This is a genomic window from Pseudomonas sp. BIGb0381 (assembly GCF_024809815.1).
Lineage (GTDB): Bacteria > Pseudomonadota > Gammaproteobacteria > Pseudomonadales > Pseudomonadaceae > Aquipseudomonas.
The window spans coordinates 249,644-266,704 of the sequence record NZ_JANUEN010000003.1 but is presented as its reverse complement, the minus strand read 5'-3'; the positions used below and the strand labels follow the sequence as shown (position 1 = coordinate 266,704).

Below are 17,061 nucleotides of genomic sequence, written 5' to 3'. Positions count from 1 at the left end.
TGCACCGCAAAAATGCCGTTAAGCACAGCAACAACGATTCGATGAATCAGATCAATCCAGCAGCGCCAGCGCCTGCGCAGTGACTTCCTGGATGCGGGCCCAGTCGCCGTTCTTGACCCACTCCGGGTCCAGCATCCAGCTACCACCCACGCACATCACGTTTTTCAACGCCATGTAGCTTTTGATATTGGCCGGGCCGACGCCGCCGGTCGGGCAGAATTTCACTTCGCCGAACGGGCCGCCCAGGGCCTTGATCGCGGCAACGCCGCCGCTGACTTCGGCCGGGAACAGTTTGAAGCGGCGGTAGCCCAGGCCGTAGCCTTCCATGATACCGGAGGCGTTACTGATGCCTGGCAGCAGCGGGATCGGGCTGTGTACCGAGGCTTCCAGCAGGTCGCGGGTAATGCCGGGAGTAACGATAAATTGCGAACCGGCGACTTCCGCCGCTTCAAGCATGTGGCGGTCGAGTACGGTGCCGGCGCCGGTGCACAGTTCAGGCCGCTGCTCACGCAGCACCTGAATGGCCTTGAGGCCGAACTCGGAACGCAGGGTCACTTCCAATGCGGTCAAACCACCGGCTGCCAGGGCATCGGCCAGCGGCAGGATGTCCTGTTCGCGGGCGATGGTGATCACCGGCAGGATCCGCGCCTTGGCGCAGAGGCTGTCGATCAGGGCAACTTTATCCGCCATGGACACGGTCGGTTGAGGGCTTTTCATAGCGGCTGATCCTTGGCTCATGGGCACCAGTAAATCTCTAATGTAGGTTGCAAAAACGCGCGAATCGGCATGGCAGCAACGTCGTCACTGGCCAGGGCGGCGCTCAAGGTGGTCAATTTCGAACTGCCGGAAATCGACAGCGCGGTGTAGTGGGCCGTGGCCAGCAACGCGCGACTCATGGTCAGGCGCTGGTGCGGCACGGTCGGCGCCAGCATCGGCCAGCAACGGCGGGTACCGTCGACCTGCAATGCCTCAGCGAGGTTCGGGCTGTTGGGAAACAGCGATGCGGTGTGGCCGTCATCGCCCATGCCCAGCACCAGCACATCAATAGCCGGCAACTCGGCCAACAGGCGATCGGCCTGCTCGGCAGCGTCTTCAAGGTTGGCGGCGGCGCTGTACAGGCTGAGGAACTTGGCCTTGGCCGCCGGTCCTTGCAACAGGTGCTGCTTCAACAGGCCGGCATTGCTGTCGGCGTGTTCGACCGGCACCCAACGCTCATCGGCCAGGGTGATGGTGACCTTGGACCAGTCCACGCCTTGCTTGGCCAGGTTCTGGAAAAACGCCACGGGGCTGCGGCCACCGGACACCACCAGGATTGCCTCGCCACGAGCACTGATGGCCTCGCGCAGTTGTTCGGCCACGTCGTTGGCCAGGCCGTCCGCCAGCAGCACGGGCGTGCGGTACTCGTGGGCAGTCACGCCCCGAGGCAGTTTCAATTCAGATATCGCCATACCAAGACCTCCCATCCCGCGTGATCAGTGCAATCGAGCTCATCGGCCCCCAGGACCCCGCCGCATACGGCTTGGGCGCATCACCGGATTTTTTCCACCCGGCGATCAACTGGTCACACCACTTCCACGCGGCTTCGATTTCATCTTTGCGAACAAACAGGTTCTGATTGCCGCGCATCACTTCCAGCAACAACCGCTCGTAGGCATCGGGGATGCGTGCGCTGCGATAGGTGTCGGAAAAATTCAGTTGCAGTGGCCCGCTGCGCAGTTGCATGCCCTTGTCCAGGCCCTGCTCCTTGGTCATCACGCGCAAGGAAATACCTTCGTCCGGCTGCAGGCGGATGATCAACTTGTTGCTGATCTGCAGGCGCTGCTCGGGAGCGAAGATGTAGTGGGACGGCTCCTTGAAGTGGATGACGATCTGCGACAGTTTCTGCGGCATGCGCTTGCCGGTGCGCAGGTAGAACGGCACCCCGGCCCAACGCCAGTTACGAATATCGGCCCGCAGGGCGACGAAGGTTTCAGTGTCGCTCTGGGTGTTGGAATTCTCTTCTTCCAGGTAACCCGGCACCGGCTTGCCGGCGCTGTAGCCGGCGATGTACTGGCCACGCACCACCTGAGTGGTAAGGCCATCCGGGCTGATCGGCGCCAGGGCCTTGAGCACCTTGACCTTCTCGTCACGGATGCTGTCGGCGGACAGGTCGGCCGGCGGGTCCATGGCGATCAGGCAAAGCAACTGCAGCAAGTGGTTCTGGATCATGTCGCGCAGCTGGCCGGCCTTGTCGAAATAGCCCCAACGGCCTTCGATACCGACCTGCTCGGCCACGGTGATTTCCACGTGGGAGATGTAGTTCTGGTTCCACTGGGTTTCGAACAGGCTGTTGGCGAAACGCAGGGCAATCAGGTTCTGGACGGTCTCTTTGCCCAGGTAGTGGTCGATGCGGTAGGTGCGGTTTTCCGGAAAAAACTGCGCCACGGCGTCGTTGACCTTGCGCGAGGATTCCAGGTCCGAACCGATGGGTTTCTCCAGCACGACGCGGGTGTTTTCCGCCAGGCCGACCTTGGACAGGTTCTCGCAGATCGCACCATACACCGACGCAGGCGTGGCGAAGTAGGCGATCAGGCGTTGTTCGGTGCCGGCCTTTTCCGCCAGAGCCACGTAGTCATCGGCTTTCATGAAGTCGACATGGACATAGGTCAGGCGCGCCAGGAAACGCTGGGCGATGCTCTCGTCCAGTTCCTTGCCGACATATTTACGCAATTCTTTTTCGATATGGGCCAGGTGTTGCTGTTCGGAACCGGCTTCCCGGGCCAGGGCCAGGATGCGGGTGTCGTCGTGCAGGAGCCCGGCGCCATCGAGTTGATAGAGGGCAGGAAATAACTTGCGCAGCGCCAGATCACCCAAGGCGCCAAACAGGGCAAAGGTGCAGGGTTCTACGGTTATCGAAGGCATGATGTTTGTTCTTTTATCAAGTTAAGCTACAAATACCTTTTTTCAAGGCATCACTCAAGGAAAAATGTAGTAATAACCACAACATTTTCCCGAAATACGCATTCCGAGTGGTGGTGTTCAGCTACCCTCAGTAGGATAGGCCACCGCAAAGGGCCACTCGTCGATTGGTTGCCGCCCTTTATTTGCATCGTCGCCCGAAGGAAAGACTGAATGGACCGCGTGCGAAATCTTCTGGAACAGATCCGGAACCGCCTCGAAGAATTGAACAAGGCTGAGAAAAAAGTGGCCGAGGTCATCCTGCTCAACCCGCAGCAGGCGACCCGCTTCTCCATCGCAGCCCTCGCCCAGGCCGCTTCGGTCAGTGAACCGACGGTCAACCGTTTCTGCCGCTCGTTCGGCGTCAGCGGTTACCCTGAACTTAAATTGCAGTTGGCGCAAAGCCTGGCCAGTGGCGCAGCGTACGTCAGCCGCGCCGTGGAGGCCGACGATAACCCCGAGGCCTACACCCAGAAGATCTTTGGCAGCGCCATCGCCTCGCTGGACGCCGCCTGCCAGGCCCTGGACCCGGCCCTGATCAGCAAGGCCGTGGACCTGTTGATCCAGGCGCGGCAGATCCACTTCTTCGGCCTGGGCGCTTCGGCGCCGGTGGCCATGGACGCGCTGCACAAGTTTTTCCGCTTCAACCTGGCGGTCACCGCCCACGCCGACGTGCTGATGCAACGCATGATCGCCTCGGTGGCCCACACGGGCGAGCTGTTCGTGATCATTTCCTACACCGGGCGCACCCGCGAACTGGTGGAAGTGGCGCGTATCGCCCGGGAAAACGGTGCGTCGGTGCTGGGCGTAACCGCCGAGAACTCACCGCTGGCCAAGGCCAGTACCGTCAGCCTGAACATTCCTCTGCCCGAAGACACCGACATCTATATGCCGATGACCTCACGGATCATTCAGTTGACGGTGCTGGATGTGCTGGCGACCGGCATGACCTTGCGCCGTGGCGTGGATTTCCAGCCGCATCTGCGCAAGATCAAAGAGAGTTTGAATGACAGCCGGTATCCGGTGGGGGATGAGTTTAACTAAGCCAGCCTGTGCGTTGGCTTCACTGGCCTCATCGGCGGCAAGCCCCCGATGAGGCCATCAACCACACCGCTAAACCCCAGCCCGCGCCTGCAAACTGAGATGCGCCCTCTCCCCCGGCGCCAGGCTCGCCCCGGCCATCGCCGACTCCACGCACACAAACCCCGACGCCTCGTTGAAGCTCACCCCCAGCAGCGGCCGGCTGCCGGGATGCCATACCACGGTGTCGGCGCTGTCGCCGGTATCGATGCACAATTCACGCTGCCAGGCGTGATCCTTGAGGTGCAGTTCGCCGTCGTGTTGGAACACCCGCTGGCACCCGCCGTCCACGCGCAACTCGCCTTCCTGCTGGCACGCCTGGCGATTGAGCTGGTCGTAACCGTGCGCACCGTCGAGCCCAGACAGCGCTATCTCATCAACGTGACCAATACGCCAGTAAGCGTGCAAAGCATGGCTCAACTGGCACGGCAACTCGTCCTGATGCTCGGTGCTCAGGCGCAGTTCCAGGGTGTCGCCCAGGTGCGCGTGCAGGTCGACCTGCCAGTCGCACAGCTGCAATTGCCAATGCAGGCGCACGCCGTCGTCGTCGGTGCTGCTGTCGAGCAGTTTCCAGTCGATTAATCGCGCCCACCCATGGGACGGCCACGCGTTTTCGCTCGGATGGCGGCCATACCACGGCCAGCACACCGGCACGCCGCCACGGATGGCGCCGACTTGCGGCCACTTGGCCGCGCACCACAGCCAGGGTTTCTGGCCACGGGGCTGAAAGTGCAAGAGTTGCGCACCCTGGCGGCTGAACACCGCCTGGCACAGCGGATGGTCGATCACCAACACGTCGCGCATCTGAAAGCGCTCCCAGGCGAACACTGGACGCTCGCGCAGGGATTTGAAAAAGCGTTGCAGCGGTTGCTCATGCATGTGCCACGGTCCTGAATGTCTTCACAATGCGGCCCAAAAAAAAGCGGATAGCCATGGCTACCCGCAAATGCGCACAGAGAGAAGGAGCTTATCGCAACAGCGTTAGAACGTAGACTGAATTTTCAGGCCCGCCACCAGCGCGTTGTCGACTTTATCCACGCCGCCCGGTTGGACAACGTATTGCAGGTTGGGACGCACGGTCAGCCAGTTGGTGACGTGGAAGCCGTAGTTGATTTCGAAGTTGTACTCGGTTTCGCGGATCGGCGAGAACAGCGGGTTGTCGTAGTCGGCTACACCGTTGGAAGCGTTGAGCAGTTCGGCGTTTTTCTTCACGTCATCGTTGACGTGCAGACGCGCAGCGCCAATGCCGACGTCATCTTTTGGACGCGCGTCGAATGGGCCTTTGTACACCAGCATCAACGACTGGTAGTTGTCGACCAGGTTGGTTTCCTTGTCGTGGAAGGTCGCGTTGGCGGCGATGTTCAAGCCACGGGAAGCGTCGCCGTTATGGGTGGTGAGTTGCTGTTGGGCAACGAACCAGTAGCCTTTTTTGCTGCTGCGGGTACGGTAGGCCGCACCAGTGGTGGCAGCATCGTTGCCATTGACGTCTTCACGAACGTCAGCAGCATCGGCGGCGCTCTTGTAGTAGCCCACACGGTATTCGCCCGGCAGGTTGTTCACCTTCGGCGACCAGACCAACTCCACCGGAATCACGGTGCCCTTGGTGCCGCTGCCGCTGAGCTTGAAGCCGTTGCCGTGCTCCAGCTGCGAAGGGTTCTGGTTGTACGCGCCGATTTGCGCATACAGCTCAGGCGTGATGTTGTACTTCACGCGGATAGCGGCCTGGCTGACCGGCCAGTTGTACCAGGTGTTTACATAGTTACCGACCTGGGAACCACAGAACGACAGGTTCTGGAAGTCGCACGGGAAGGTGTTGAAGTCTTCGCCTTCACCGAAGTAGCCGAGCTTCACGTCCAGCTTGTTGTCGAACATCTGGTGCTGGATCCAGAACTGGGTCAGACGCACCATGTGGCCACGACCGTAGACTTCCATGGACGAACTCAGCGTGCCGGCACGCGGGTCGCCAATGCGGTCGTTGGAGATGTTCTGGCCATTACGGTTAGTCAGTTGGATCTTGGCCTGGGTGTTATCCCAGCCCCACAGCTTTTGCAGGTCCAGCGCTACGCCCAACCCGAACTGGTCGGAGTAACGGCCGGTTCTGTCATCGTTATAGCCGCCGCGCAGGTTGGCGCCCATTTCCCCTACGTAGTCAGCCTTGATGTCGATACCTTGCTCGATCAGCTTGGTACGTTCACCGCCCCAATCGCCGGTCATCCACTTGGAATCGGCACTGAATGCATCGGCCGCCATCGCATTGGCGGACAGTACAAGGGCTGCTGCTGCTGACAGTTGGCAGATCAGCCGGGTGTTGTTGTGTTGCTTTTTCATCCCTACATCCTCGTCTTTATTGTTATTAAACTGTTTTTATCTAACGCGGGTTACTTTTTTCATCTAAAACAACAAGTTATCTACTTCAGCGACCTTTGAATTGGGCCACGTTGTCCGCATGCCCCTGTGCGGGCAATGAAGAAGCAGTGCCGAGGCGCTCGCCCGTGTTGGCGTCGAACAGCAATACCTTGGATGGATCGAATTGCAGTGTCAGGGTCTCGCCCACCTGCGGCGCCACATCAGGCGCCAAACGGCAGCAGACCTTGGTGTCATTGAGCTGCACAAACACCAGTGTGTCCGGACCGGTCGGCTCGGTGACCTGGACCTCGGCACGAATGCTCGATGAACCATTACCCTCACCCGCCGCCAGCACGATCTGCTCCGGGCGCAGGCCCAGAATCACATCACGATCTTCCAGACCGGCGTCGTTCATACCCAGCGGCAATTCGCAACGCGCCTGGCCGCTGTCGAGCAGCGCCACCAACTTCCCGTCCTTGCGTTTTAGGCGCATAGGAACGAAATTCATCGGTGGTGAACCGATAAAGCTTGCCACAAATAGGTTAGCAGGGTCGTTGTAAATTTCTTTCGGCGTGCCGAATTGTTGGATGATGCCGTCCTTCATCACCGCCACTTTATCGCCCAGGGTCATCGCTTCGATCTGGTCGTGGGTCACGTAGACGGTGGTAGTTTTCAGACGTTGGTGCATCAGCTTCATTTCGGTACGCATCTCGACGCGCAGCTTGGCGTCGAGGTTCGACAGCGGTTCGTCGAACAGGTAGATCTTCGGCCGACGCGCCAGGGCCCGGCCCATGGCCACGCGCTGTTGCTGGCCGCCGGAAAGCTGGCCGGGCTTGCGGTTAAGCAGGTGTTCGATCTGCAGCAACTTGGCCACGCGCGCCACTTCAGCGTCGATATCAGCCTGGGGCATCTTGCGGATCTTGAGGCCGAACTCGATGTTCTCGCGCACGCTCATGGTCGGGTACAGCGCGTAGGACTGGAACACCATGGCGATGTCACGGTCCTTGGGGCTCATGCCGCTGACGTCCTGGTCGCCGATCATGATCGCGCCGCCGGTGATGGTCTCAAGGCCGGCGATGCAGTTCATCAACGTGGACTTACCGCAACCCGAAGGGCCGACCAGGATCAGGAACTCCCCTTCCTTGATCGACAGTTCGATGTTCTTCAAGGTGTCGGGCAGGCCGGCGCCATAGGTCTTGTTTACATTGCGAAGTTCAAGCGTAGCCATGATTACCCCTTGACCGCGCCGGCCGTCAGGCCGCGCACGAAATACTTGCCTGCGATCACATAGACCAGCAGGGTCGGCAGCCCGGCGATCATCGCCGCCGCCATATCCACGTTATATTCCTTGGCCCCGGTGCTGGTGTTGACCAGGTTGTTCAGCGCCACCGTGATGGGCTGGGAGTCGCCACTGGAGAACACCACACCGAACAGGAAGTCGTTCCAGATCTGGGTGAACTGCCAGATCAGGCAGACCATGATGATCGGCGTGGACATCGGCAGAATGATCTGACGGAAGATGGTGAAGAAACCGGCACCGTCCAGGCGTGCCGCCTTGATCAGCGCATCCGGAATGCTCACGTAGTAATTGCGGAAGAACAGCGTGGTGAACGCCAGGCCGTACACCACGTGCACAAACACCAGGCCAGTGGTGGTGCTGGCCAGGCCCATCTTGCCAAGGGTGAACGACGCGGGCAGCAGCACGGTCTGGAACGGCAGGAAGCAGCCGAACAACAGCAAACCGAAGAACAGCTGCGAACCACGGAAGCGCCAGAACGACAGCACATAACCGTTCAACGCGCCGATGGCGGTGGAAATCAGCACGGCCGGCACGGTGATCTTGATCGAGTTCCAGAAGTAGCCATCCACAGTGGCCCAGGCCTTGACCCAACCGATGCCGCTGACCACGGTCGGCCAGCTCAGCAGGTTGCCGGTGCTGATGTCTTCCGGGGTCTTGAAGCTGGTGAGCAACATCACCACCAGCGGTACCAGGTACAGCAACACAGCAAGGATCAACACCGCGTAGATCGCGATGCGGCTCAGGCTGATGGCAGGTTTGGCAGCGAGACTAGTCATTACGCTTGGTCCTCAGCTCGGAGTAGAGGTACGGCACGATGATCGCGAGGATCGCACCGAGCATCAGGATTGCACTGGCCGAGCCCATGCCCATCTGGCCACGGCTGAAGGTGAACGAGTACATGAACATGGCGGGCAGGTCGGACGAGTAGCCCGGGCCACCGGCCGTCATGGCCGCCACCAGGTCGAAGCTCTTGATGGCAATGTGCGCCAGGATCATCACCGCACTGAAGAACACCGGACGCAGGCTGGGCAGCACCACGCTCCAGTAGATGCGCGGCAGGCTCGCGCCGTCGATCTGGGCGGCACGGATGATCGATTGATCAACGCCACGCAAACCGGCAAGGAACATCGCCATGATGAAACCGGAGGCTTGCCACACGGCAGCGATCACCAGGCAGTAGACCACGCGGTCCGGGTCGATCAGCCAGTCGAGACGGAAGCCTTCCCAGCCCCAGTCACGCAGAAGTTTGTCCAGGCCCATGCCCGGGTTGAGCAGCCATTTCCACGCGGTACCGGTGACGATCATCGAGAGCGCCATCGGGTACAGGTAAATGGTGCGGATAAAACCTTCGCGGCGGATTTTCTGGTCGAGGAAAATCGCCAGCGTCACGCCGATCACCAAGGTGATACCGATAAACATCCCGCCGAAAAGCGCCAGGTTCTTGCTCGCCACCCACCAGCGGTCGTTGTCGAACAGCCGTTCGTATTGCGCAAGACCCGCCCATTTGTAGCTCGGCAGGAACGTAGACGTGGTGAACGAGAGCACAAACGTCCACAGGATGTAGCCGTAGAAGCCTACCAACACGATGAACATGCTGGGCGCCAGCACCAATTTGGGTAGCCAGCGCTGCAGTGCATCGAACGGCGAGGCTTTGCTGAACACAGCAACAGAACTCATGGGGAAATCCAATACAGGGAAAAAGGACTACAGGAACAAGCCTTGTGAGGGGTTAGGGGTCCCCCTCACAAGGTCAGCTGTTACTTGGCTGACTTGATCGCAGCGCCGAGTTTCTTGGCGGTGTCGGCCGGGTCGGCTTTCGGGTCGTTTATGAAATTGGTCACGACATCAAAGAACGCACCTTGCACAGCCAGGGTGGTGGCCATGTTGTGCGCCATGCTTGGCTGCAGGCCGCCGGACTTGGCGTCTGCCAGGAAGTCCTTGGCAGCGGTCTGGGCGCAGGAGTCGAAGCCGAGCTTGTCCATTTCATTGAGCATGTCGGTACGAACCGGGATCGACCCCTTGTTGATGCTGAACACCTTCTGGAAGTTTTCACCCAGCACGACTTTGGCGATGTCCTGCTGGCCAGCGGCAGTGCCTTTGTCTTTCTGCTTGAACACCGCCAGGGAGTCGATGTTGTAGGTGAAGGCTTTGTCGGTGCCTGGGAAGGCTACGCACTCATAGTCTTTGCCGGCGACTTTCTTGGCGGCGGTCCATTCGGACTTGGCCCAGTCACCCATGATCTGCATGCCGGCCTTGCCGTTGATGACCTTGCCCGCTTCGAGGTTCCAGTCCTGGCCTTTGCCGTCGACGTCCATATAGGTCGCGACTTTCTTCAGCTCGGTCAGGGACTTGACCATTTCCGGGCCGGTCAGCGCAGCGTTATCCAGGTCGACCAGGGCTTTCTTGTAGCCATCGGCGCCCATTACCGACAGGACCACCGCTTCGAACACGGTGCTGTCCTGCCAAGGCTGGCCACCGTGGGCGAGCGGAATGAAGCCCGCGGCCTTGAGCTTGTCGCCGGCTGCGTAGAATTCTTCGAGGGTGGTCGGGTTCTTGGTGATACCGGCTTTCTTGAAGACTTCCGGGTTGATCCACAGCCAGTTCACGCGGTGGATGTTGACCGGTACGGCAACGTAGTCACCGTCGTACTTCACGGTGTCGGAGACTTTTTTGTCGAGCAGGGAATCCCATTTTTCGTCTTTGGCGACGGACTTCAGGACGTCGGTGTCGAGCAGGCCGGTGGACGCCCATTCCTGGATGTCGGGGCCTTTGATCTGGGCAACGCCTGGTGGGTTGCCGGCGACCGCGCGGCTTTTCAGCACGGTCATGGCAGTGGCGCCACCGCCACCTGCGACGGCACCGTCTTTCCAGGTGAAGCCGTCTTTCTCTACTTGGGCCTTCAGGACATCTACAGCCGCTTTTTCGCCACCCGAGGTCCACCAATGCACAACTTCAACCGTCCCTTTGGAGTCGGCGGCAAAGGCACTGAGGGGAAACAACGAGGCAACGGAAATAGCTACGGCGAGGCGATTAATCGCGTTCATCTGAATACCTTTTCTTGTTGTTATGCATGCAAGTCTAGAGCTTGCGCTGCACGGAGTTTAAACATGGTTTTTTCGAGCGCAGGTAACAAAGGGATGCACAAATGTCACCAACTGGTGACATAACACCCAGCGCCTAAAGCGCTGGCCATGCTCGGTGCCAGGGGCAGTGCAGGCAGCACGACCGCTTGCCAGGCATGGTACAGGTCCGGTTTGCCACCCCAGATGGTGCTGCTGGGCTGGTTGTGGGGGTTGAGTTCGTGGTGCCAGCTGCCGTGGATACGGTCGATGAAATGGGTGTCGCAAAACTCCCAGAAGCGCCGGTACCAGGTTTCGTAATGCAGCTCACCCGTGCGTTTGAGCAAGGCCTGGGCAGCGGCGCTGGCTTCAGCGTGGGTCCAGTGCAGACGCTCGCGCACGACCGGGCGGTGGTTCCAGTCCAGGGTGTAGACGATGCCGGGGGCGCCATCCACGGCCCAGGCATATTCGCAGGCGCTGGCGAACAGGCCCTTGGCGGCGCTCAGCAGCCAGTCCGGCGTGGCCAGCCCGGCCTGCAGGCGCGCGGCTTCCAGGTGCAGCACCAGCCGCGCCCACTCAAAACCGTGGCCGGGGGTGATGCCGTAGGGGCGGAAGCCATCGGCGGGGTTGTCTTCGTTGTAATCGAGCAGGGGTTTCCACTGAGCGTCGAAATGCTCGATCACCATGAACTGATTGGCAGCGGCGTGGGTATGAATCACTCGCTCGACGATACGCAGGGCGCGGTCCAGCCAACGCGTGTCAGCGGTGACATCGGCCAGGGCCAGGAAGGCTTCCGTGGCGTGCATGTTGCTGTTGGCGCCGCGATAGGCTTCGACGCCGCTCCAGTCCCGGGCGAAGGACTCGAGCATCACGCCCTCCTCCTCACTCCAGAAGAACTGGTCGATGATAGAGATGGCGTCGCTCAGCAGGTTTTGCGCACCGGGCGCGCCCGCCACCGTGGCCGAGCTGGCGGCCAGGGCGACAAAGGCATGCAGGTAGGCAGCTTTGCCGGTATTGCCGTCCAGGGCCTGGGGCGTGGCGAACCAGCCACCGTGTTCGCTATCACGCAAAGGTCCGCCCAGGGCCGCAATACCGTGCGCCACCAGCTCGGCATAACCCGGCAAACCCATGGCATGGGCCATGGCGAAGCTGTGGGTCATGCGCGCGGTATTCATGGTTTCGGCATGGGCATCGGCCGGCAACTGGCCTTTGTCGTCGAGGTTGCCAAAACCCTCAGGCAGACGGGAGGCCTTGGCGAATGCCAGCAGGCGCTGGCCTTCGGCGGCGAGCCAAGCGTGATGGGCAGGTGCATTCAGCCAACTGCTGGCAGGCAGTGGTTGCGTGGTCATGGGTGGCCCTTATTATTTTTTGTGGGATGACCGGAGTCTAAACAAGGGCGAGGTGGGGGCAAGTAACGAAGGGGATGGGAAATGTCACCAGACGGTGACATTCAAGCCGCTTAGGCGGCCTGTGGCGAGCGGGCTTGCCACAGGCCCGAATATTACTGGCCGAGCGGCGTGACAGCCGCTGACGCGTTGAGGCGCTGATTCAGGTTCTGCACCTGGCTCTGCAAGGTGGTGATATTGCGCGTGGTCTGGATGCGGAACACGTCGAACTCTTTATTGGTCGGCGCATCGCTGTTAGCCGGTTGGCTGTCCTGCGCACTTTTGAGTACCACCAGGTCCTGCTCAAGACGGGCGATGGCTGCGCTTGGGTTACCTTGTTTTTTCAAGGCAGCCACATCAGCGACCAATTCCTTTATCTCGGTATCGCGCTTGCCGGCATCGCCCTGCGCTGCCTTCAGGGTGGCCACAGCATCGGTCAAGGCCTGCACCTGGCCTTGCAGCTTGGCATTGGCGCTCGACAACTCAGTGGTGCTGGCAGTCATTTGCGCCAGGCGCGTGTCCAGCTCGGTGGCCTGGCCGGCAACGCCGAGCTGCTGCTTGCCCTGCTCCAGCAACTGGTTTTCCAGCTGTTTGATCTGCAGTTTCAATGCTTCGCTGCCGTTGTTCACGTTGGCTTCACTGGCTACGACCTTGCCGGAAATGTCCTGCAGACGCCCTGCCGCTTCTTCGCTGATGCGCGCAAAGCTCTCCTGGGTGGCAACCAACTGCTGGCCCATCAGAGATATCTGCTGGAAACTCCACCAGGCCAGGCCGGCGAAGGCGATCAGCAGCGCACCGATCAGTGCCCACAGCGGGCCGGTGCTGGCCCCCTTGACCTTGACCACGGGCGTGTTACGCGAACGCACCGAGGTGGCCGGGGAAGGTTCGAAATCATCGTCATCCCCAAGATCGGCCCGCAGGCTGGGAATGTTGTCGAAATCGTCTTTAGCATCGTTGCGCATGAATCAACCCTGAATCGGTGAGTTAGCTGGCTGGAAAGCCGAGCGACGGGAGTATAAACCCCAACCCCATCGCGTTGATCGACCCGGAACCTGGAATTCGGTTCCCGATGTGTTGCCTGTTGTGACCTTATTTGAACCCGGGATCCTGGGCCTTCCACCAACCGCAGAACTCGTCGAGAGCGGTCCACAGGCTGACCTTGGGCTCGTAATCCAGATAATGCCTGGCCCGGCTGATGTCGAGGGTGAAATCTTTGTTCATTACCTGCATGCCCAGGCGCGATAACGCCGGCTCCGGACGACCGGGCCACATCGCGCAAAAGGCTTCGTTAAGCGCCGCGACGCTGTAGGACAAGCCGTAGGAGCGATAACGGGTCACCTGGGGCAACTCCATTTGGCGCATCACGTAATTCACCACATCCCACACCGGCACCGGCGTGCCATTGCTAATGTTGTAGGCCTTGCCCAGCGCCGAACCGGTGGCCAGCAAACTGCTGAGCAGCGCTTCGTTGAGGTTGTGCACACTGGTGAAGTCGACTTTGTTGAGACCGTCGCCGACGATGGCCAGGCGGTTCTTGCGCTGCATTTTCAACAGGCGCGGGAAAATACTCATGTCACCGGCACCGGTAACGAAACGCGGACGCAGGGCCAGCACCTCGAGACCGAACTCCTGGGCGCCGAACACTTTCTGCTCGGCCAGGTACTTCGTGGCGGCATAAGGGTGCTTGAAGCGCTTGGGGACTTGCTCTTCGGTCAACCCGAGATGATCGCGCCCGTCGAAGTAGATCGACGGCGACGACAGGTGCACCAGACGGCCCACGCGCTGCTTGAGGCAGGCTTCCACGACGTTTTCAGTCACCAGCACATTGCCTTGATGGAAGTCCTGATACCTCCCCCACAAGCCCACGGCGCCTGCACAATGCACCACGGCTTCGACATCGCGGCACAGATCGCGCACCAGGTCGGCGTCACTCAAGTCACCCTGGATAAACTCGGCACCACGCCGAACCAGGTGCTCCACACCCTCGGCGCGCCGCCCGTTGACCCGCACGTCCAGGCCCTGCTCCAGGGCGAAACGCGCAAAGCGCCCGCCGATGAAGCCGCTTGCGCCGGTGACCAGAATCTTCATGTATTACCCCGTGTCCTTTCATTTTTCATCGCTGTTGCCTTGACGACCGTCATCAGTCCAACGGCACCAACCATTGTCCACAGGCTTGGGCCAGATGGTCGGTCAACAAACCCAACAGCTGCCCGCCGCTGCGCCAATGATGCCAGTACAAAGGCACATCAATGGGCTTATCTGGCAATAACTCGATCAGTACGCCCTTTTCCAGCTGGTCGCGCACCTGTAACTCAGGCACCAGCCCCCAGCCGAGCCCCGCTTCCGCCAGGCGTATAAAGCCTTCGGACGATGGGCATAAATGGTGTTCGAAACCACCGTCCACGCCCAGAGACGCCAGGTAGCGGTGCTGCAGGAAATCATCAGGGCCAAACACCAGCGCCGGTGTGCGGGCCAGTTGGTCGGCGCGGACGCCCTCCGGGAAATGCCGTGCAACAAACGCCGGACTGGCCAGTGCCCGATATCGCATGGCGCCGAGCAACAGGCTGCGGGCACCGGCCACCGGGCGTTCACTGGCGCAAATGCAGGCCGCCACCTCGCCGGCACGCATGCGCTTGAGCCCCACCGTCTGGTCTTCTACGACCAGATCCAGCAGCAAATGCTGCTCGGCACAAAAGTCACTGACCGCCTCGGCCCACCAGGTGGCCAGGCTGTCGGCATTCAGGGCGATGCGCAGGCGCTCAGGCATGCCTTCTTCGTCCAGCGCCGGCACCTGGCTTTGCAGGTCGCGCTCCAGCAGCCGCACCTGCTGCACATGGTTAAGCAAACGTCGACCAATATCGGTGGGCGCCGGCGGCGTAACCCGCACCAGCACCGGCTGGCCGATGCGTGCTTCCAATAACTTGATGCGCTGGGAAATCGCCGATTGCGACAGCCCTAATACCTGGGCACCGCGCTCGAAGCCGGCCTGTTCCACCACCGCCGCCAGGGCGGAAAGCAATTTATAGTCGAACATCAGTTTCTCTAATGAGCGATCAGTAATATTGGTTTTTCTTATACAGCCTGCGCCATGAGAATAGCCAGCATCGCTTCTCTCTTTATAAGGACTCTTCATCATGGCTGGCGAAACCGCCCTGGCAACCCTACTGCGCAGCATGAGCCCGCAGCTCAATGACGGTGACTACGTGTTCTGCACCCTGCCTGACCATCGCATCCCGGCCGGTTGCGAGGCCATCGGCAGCTTTCGCGAGCAGGAAGGGTTGACCCTGATCCTGGAACGACGGCAGGCGGAACAGGCCGGCCTGGCGTTCGACTACATCGCCGCGTGGATCACCCTGAATGTGCATTCAGCGCTGCAAGCCGTGGGCCTGACGGCCGCCTTTGCCAGTGCGCTCGGCAAGGCCGGGATCAGTTGCAACGTAATCGCCGGTTACTACCACGACCACCTGTTCGTCGGCCGCGCGGATGCCGAGCGAGCCATGGACGTATTGCGCCAACTGGCAGCGACTTCGGAGTAATGGTATGTGGCAAAGCTATCTGAACGGATTATTGGTGGCCCTGGGGCTGATCATGGCCATCGGCACGCAAAACGCATTTGTATTGGCGCAAAGCCTGCGCCGTGAACATCACCTGCCAGTGGCAGCATTGTGCGTGGTGTGCGACGCCTTGCTCGTGGCCGCCGGGGTATTCGGCCTGGCGACGGTGCTGGCACAAAGCCCGCTCTTATTGGCGATTGCCCGCTGGGGCGGCGCTGCATTCCTGCTGTGGTACGGCACCCTGGCGCTGCGCCGGGCGTTTTCGACACAGGGCCTGGCGCAAGGGGGCAACCTCAAGGTCCGTTCATTGCGTGCCGTGTTGCTCAGTGCCTTGGCGGTCACGTTGCTCAATCCTCATGTGTACCTGGACACGGTGCTGCTGATCGGCTCACTGGGCGCACAACAGACCGAACCCGGCGCCTACGTGGCCGGGGCCGCGAGTGCATCGTTGCTGTGGTTCGCCACCCTGGCGCTCGGCGCGGCCTGGCTGGCGCCGTGGCTGGCACGCCCGGCGACATGGCGCCTGCTGGACTTGCTGGTGGCGGGGATGATGTTCAGCGTGGCCTACCAATTAATAAGCGCACAGTGAACTTATTCCAAAAGGCTCTGGAACCTCTATCCCACACAGTTGTTGCGTGGTTTTGCCGCACCCCCGGTGCTATGATCCGGACCCTGCGCCGCAAAGAGTACAAACTCCCCGGCGCTTGTTTGGCCGCCCGTGATCGGCCTTGCGCTCACCGCAACTGACCTGATTAGGAGAATCATCATGGCTTTCGAATTGCCGCCGCTGCCCTACGCACACGATGCCCTGCAGCCGCACATCTCCAAGGAAACCTTGGAATACCACCACGACAAGCACCACAACACCTATGTCGTGAACCTGAACAACCTGGTGCCAGGCACCGAGTTCGAAGGCAAGACCCTGGAAGAGATCGTCAAGTCTTCTTCGGGCGGCATCTTCAACAACGCCGCTCAGGTCTGGAACCACACCTTCTACTGGAACTGCCTGGCACCAAACGCCGGCGGCCAACCTACCGGCGCGCTGGCTGAAGCCATCAACGCTGCGTTCGGTTCGTTCGACAAGTTCAAGGAAGAATTCACCAAGACGTCCGTCGGCACCTTCGGTTCCGGCTGGGGCTGGCTGGTGAAAAAGGCTGACGGTTCCCTGGCCCTGGCCAGCACCATCGGCGCCGGCAACCCGCTGACCAGCGGCGACACCCCGCTGCTGACCTGCGACGTGTGGGAACACGCCTACTACATCGACTACCGCAACGTGCGTCCAAAGTATGTGGAAGCGTTCTGGAACCTGGTCAACTGGAAGTTCGTGGCTGAGCAGTTCGAAGGCAAGACCTTCACTGCCTAAGCAACCCTTGCAGTAAAAAGAGCCCGGCGAATGTGCC

At 60.5% G+C, this 17,061-nt stretch carries 17 protein-coding genes; 4 read left to right on the top strand and 13 right to left on the bottom strand.

The features are described 5' to 3' along the window. Nucleotides 1–51 precede the first annotated feature (51 nt). The 3 genes from M2397_RS11230 to zwf are packed head-to-tail and all read right to left on the bottom strand — an operon-like array spanning nt 52 to nt 2,901. Nucleotides 52–717, bottom strand: coding sequence for a bifunctional 4-hydroxy-2-oxoglutarate aldolase/2-dehydro-3-deoxy-phosphogluconate aldolase (locus tag M2397_RS11230; protein WP_026067364.1), 666 nt, complete (start codon nt 715–717; stop codon nt 52–54). Nucleotides 718–734: 17 nt separating this feature from the next. Further along, on the bottom strand, nt 735–1,448 hold the full coding sequence (pgl, locus tag M2397_RS11225) for a 6-phosphogluconolactonase (RefSeq protein WP_131697853.1): 714 nt from the start codon (nt 1,446–1,448) through the stop codon (nt 735–737). Then, a complete protein-coding gene (zwf, locus tag M2397_RS11220) occupies nt 1,435–2,901 on the bottom strand; it encodes a glucose-6-phosphate dehydrogenase (protein WP_131697854.1) in 1,467 nt (488 codons plus the stop codon). Before zwf ends, pgl begins: the two co-directional genes overlap by 14 nt. A gap of 219 nt (nt 2,902–3,120) precedes the next feature. Here zwf and M2397_RS11215 point away from each other — a divergent pair, with 219 nt between their 5' ends. Next, nucleotides 3,121–3,981, top strand: coding sequence for a MurR/RpiR family transcriptional regulator (locus tag M2397_RS11215; RefSeq protein WP_169898656.1), 861 nt, complete (start codon nt 3,121–3,123; stop codon nt 3,979–3,981). 69 nt (nt 3,982–4,050) lie between these two features. On the opposite strand, the gene M2397_RS11210 is transcribed toward M2397_RS11215, so the two are convergent. From M2397_RS11210 to M2397_RS11165, 10 genes are all read right to left on the bottom strand, one after another. Continuing rightward, nucleotides 4,051–4,896, bottom strand: coding sequence for a D-hexose-6-phosphate mutarotase (locus M2397_RS11210; protein ID WP_131697855.1), 846 nt, complete (start codon nt 4,894–4,896; stop codon nt 4,051–4,053). A gap of 102 nt (nt 4,897–4,998) precedes the next feature. Further along, a complete protein-coding gene (locus M2397_RS11205) occupies nt 4,999–6,345 on the bottom strand; it encodes a carbohydrate porin (RefSeq protein WP_131697856.1) in 1,347 nt (448 codons plus the stop codon). 85 nt (nt 6,346–6,430) lie between these two features. Beyond that, nucleotides 6,431–7,591 (bottom strand): ABC transporter ATP-binding protein, encoded by a 1,161-nt coding sequence (locus M2397_RS11200; protein WP_065939136.1) that lies wholly within the window; start codon nt 7,589–7,591, stop codon nt 6,431–6,433. Between the two features lie 2 nt (nt 7,592–7,593). Next, nucleotides 7,594–8,439 (bottom strand): carbohydrate ABC transporter permease, encoded by an 846-nt coding sequence (locus M2397_RS11195; protein WP_034115702.1) that lies wholly within the window; start codon nt 8,437–8,439, stop codon nt 7,594–7,596. Beyond that, nucleotides 8,432–9,340: a carbohydrate ABC transporter permease gene (locus tag M2397_RS11190; RefSeq protein ID WP_003175732.1), complete on the bottom strand. Its 909-nt coding sequence runs from the start codon at nt 9,338–9,340 to the stop codon at nt 8,432–8,434. Before M2397_RS11190 ends, M2397_RS11195 begins: the two co-directional genes overlap by 8 nt. An 80-nt stretch (nt 9,341–9,420) precedes the next feature. Beyond that, on the bottom strand, nt 9,421–10,707 hold the full coding sequence (locus tag M2397_RS11185) for an ABC transporter substrate-binding protein (protein WP_131697858.1): 1,287 nt from the start codon (nt 10,705–10,707) through the stop codon (nt 9,421–9,423). 104 nt (nt 10,708–10,811) lie between these two features. Next, on the bottom strand, nt 10,812–12,071 hold the full coding sequence (locus tag M2397_RS11180; protein ID WP_145337880.1) for an AGE family epimerase/isomerase: 1,260 nt from the start codon (nt 12,069–12,071) through the stop codon (nt 10,812–10,814). Between the two features lie 152 nt (nt 12,072–12,223). Further along, nucleotides 12,224–13,069, bottom strand: a complete 846-nt coding sequence (locus M2397_RS11175; protein ID WP_131697860.1) for an ATPase — start codon at nt 13,067–13,069, stop codon at nt 12,224–12,226. A gap of 127 nt (nt 13,070–13,196) precedes the next feature. Next, nucleotides 13,197–14,195: an NAD(P)-dependent oxidoreductase gene (locus tag M2397_RS11170; protein WP_145337879.1), complete on the bottom strand. Its 999-nt coding sequence runs from the start codon at nt 14,193–14,195 to the stop codon at nt 13,197–13,199. A gap of 52 nt (nt 14,196–14,247) precedes the next feature. Continuing rightward, entirely contained in the window at nt 14,248–15,141 is an 894-nt protein-coding gene (locus M2397_RS11165; protein ID WP_131697862.1) for a LysR family transcriptional regulator ArgP, read from the bottom strand. A 100-nt stretch (nt 15,142–15,241) separates the two neighbouring features. On the opposite strand from M2397_RS11165, the gene M2397_RS11160 reads away from it, so the two are divergent. The 3 genes from M2397_RS11160 to M2397_RS11150 all read left to right on the top strand — a co-directional run bounded on the left by M2397_RS11160 (nt 15,242) and on the right by M2397_RS11150 (nt 17,024). Further along, nucleotides 15,242–15,643, top strand: a complete 402-nt coding sequence (locus M2397_RS11160) for an ACT domain-containing protein (RefSeq protein ID WP_027605586.1) — start codon at nt 15,242–15,244, stop codon at nt 15,641–15,643. Nucleotides 15,644–15,647: 4 nt separating this feature from the next. Then, on the top strand, nt 15,648–16,250 hold the full coding sequence (locus M2397_RS11155) for a LysE/ArgO family amino acid transporter (RefSeq protein WP_131697863.1): 603 nt from the start codon (nt 15,648–15,650) through the stop codon (nt 16,248–16,250). A gap of 177 nt (nt 16,251–16,427) precedes the next feature. Then, nucleotides 16,428–17,024 carry a superoxide dismutase gene (locus tag M2397_RS11150; protein ID WP_003212997.1) on the top strand — a complete coding sequence of 199 codons (597 nt, stop codon included), beginning with the start codon at nt 16,428–16,430 and terminating at the stop codon, nt 17,022–17,024. Nucleotides 17,025–17,061 lie beyond the last annotated feature (37 nt).

Coding starts and splice junctions, on each gene's coding strand:
- M2397_RS11185 (WP_131697858.1), bottom strand. CDS start 10,707: ATGAACGCGATTAATCGCCTCGCCGTAGCTATTTCCGTTGCCTCGTTG.
- M2397_RS11190 (WP_003175732.1), bottom strand. CDS start 9,340: ATGAGTTCTGTTGCTGTGTTCAGCAAAGCCTCGCCGTTCGATGCACTG.
- M2397_RS11150 (WP_003212997.1), top strand. CDS start 16,428: ATGGCTTTCGAATTGCCGCCGCTGCCCTACGCACACGATGCCCTGCAG.
- M2397_RS11205 (WP_131697856.1), bottom strand. CDS start 6,345: ATGAAAAAGCAACACAACAACACCCGGCTGATCTGCCAACTGTCAGCA.
- M2397_RS11195 (WP_034115702.1), bottom strand. CDS start 8,439: ATGACTAGTCTCGCTGCCAAACCTGCCATCAGCCTGAGCCGCATCGCG.
- M2397_RS11175 (WP_131697860.1), bottom strand. CDS start 13,069: ATGCGCAACGATGCTAAAGACGATTTCGACAACATTCCCAGCCTGCGG.
- M2397_RS11155 (WP_131697863.1), top strand. CDS start 15,648: ATGTGGCAAAGCTATCTGAACGGATTATTGGTGGCCCTGGGGCTGATC.
- M2397_RS11165 (WP_131697862.1), bottom strand. CDS start 15,141: ATGTTCGACTATAAATTGCTTTCCGCCCTGGCGGCGGTGGTGGAACAG.
- zwf (WP_131697854.1), bottom strand. CDS start 2,901: ATGCCTTCGATAACCGTAGAACCCTGCACCTTTGCCCTGTTTGGCGCC.
- M2397_RS11160 (WP_027605586.1), top strand. CDS start 15,242: ATGGCTGGCGAAACCGCCCTGGCAACCCTACTGCGCAGCATGAGCCCG.
- M2397_RS11210 (WP_131697855.1), bottom strand. CDS start 4,896: ATGCATGAGCAACCGCTGCAACGCTTTTTCAAATCCCTGCGCGAGCGT.
- M2397_RS11170 (WP_145337879.1), bottom strand. CDS start 14,195: ATGAAGATTCTGGTCACCGGCGCAAGCGGCTTCATCGGCGGGCGCTTT.
- pgl (WP_131697853.1), bottom strand. CDS start 1,448: ATGGCGATATCTGAATTGAAACTGCCTCGGGGCGTGACTGCCCACGAG.
- M2397_RS11230 (WP_026067364.1), bottom strand. CDS start 717: ATGAAAAGCCCTCAACCGACCGTGTCCATGGCGGATAAAGTTGCCCTG.
- M2397_RS11180 (WP_145337880.1), bottom strand. CDS start 12,071: ATGACCACGCAACCACTGCCTGCCAGCAGTTGGCTGAATGCACCTGCC.
- M2397_RS11200 (WP_065939136.1), bottom strand. CDS start 7,591: ATGGCTACGCTTGAACTTCGCAATGTAAACAAGACCTATGGCGCCGGC.